Annotated in this window: 1 protein-coding gene and 1 pseudogene; both read right to left on the bottom strand. The window is 42.6% G+C overall.

Annotated features, from left to right (window positions below; all coding sequences use genetic code 11):
• Positions 1 to 409: pseudogene (locus tag ACFIQC_RS09980) on the bottom strand (YadA-like family protein); the annotation flags it as partial.
• 170 nt (positions 410 to 579) lie between these two features.
• Positions 580 to 836, bottom strand: a 257-nt coding sequence (locus ACFIQC_RS09975) for a YadA-like family protein (protein WP_375630675.1), incomplete at its 5' end; no start/stop codon positions are given.

Raw genomic sequence — 836 nt, 5'->3', positions numbered from 1 at the left:
GCACCACCTATGCCCCAATGACCACCAGCACTCGTGGCAGAGAGATTAGAGCGGATTTTTCCGTTTTCAGATGTATACCAGCACCAAGGGCAAATGCGGATTGTCCACGCCATGTGCCGCTACCAAATGAGACACTCAAAGATCCTAGCTCGTCGAAGTAACGTAGGTTGGATACTGCTAGACCAACGGCGGCGGCTTGCCTTGCCTCTTTGCGTACGCTCTTAATGTCATAACTTAAAATATCAAACTTCATATCGGTGGAGGATTTCGATTCGTTAACACCATTACTCATCGCATTATCCTTGGATTCAGAAAAATATTTATCTACATATTTTTTCGCATCATCAAAAACTTTCTTAATCCGCTGCTTACTGTCATGTAACAACCAACTAGCCCCCTCCACGACTTCTGTCAAATTTGCGTAAAACACACCACTCTTCAGACATTTTCTCTTTTTTTATTTTCAACATTAATGCTGGCACTGTTATTTGTGGGAACCGTTCTTTTAATCGTGTAACTCTTCTCGCCCCTGTCTTGTATAGACAGGAGCGTTTTTGAAAATAATCGTAGTGAATTTTATTAATTTAGAGTTAAGCTTAATCCTACACCTACACCCCAGCGCCCTCCGGCACTTGTCACAGATAGACTAGAGCGAATATTTCCATCTTCAGATGTATAACCAGCTCCAATAGCAAATGCGGACTGATTGAGCCATATACCACTACCAAGTGCAACACTTAACTTTCCTGGTGCATCATTGTAACGTAAGTTGGACACCGCTAGACCAATAGCAGCAGCTTGTCTTGCTTCTTTCCGAACATCCTGAATAGCATAAT

Source organism: Bartonella sp. AA126HLJHH, from assembly GCF_042197425.1.
In the GTDB taxonomy this organism is placed as follows: Bacteria; Pseudomonadota; Alphaproteobacteria; order Rhizobiales; family Rhizobiaceae; genus Bartonella.
This window is presented reverse-complemented; position numbering and strand designations above follow the sequence as displayed.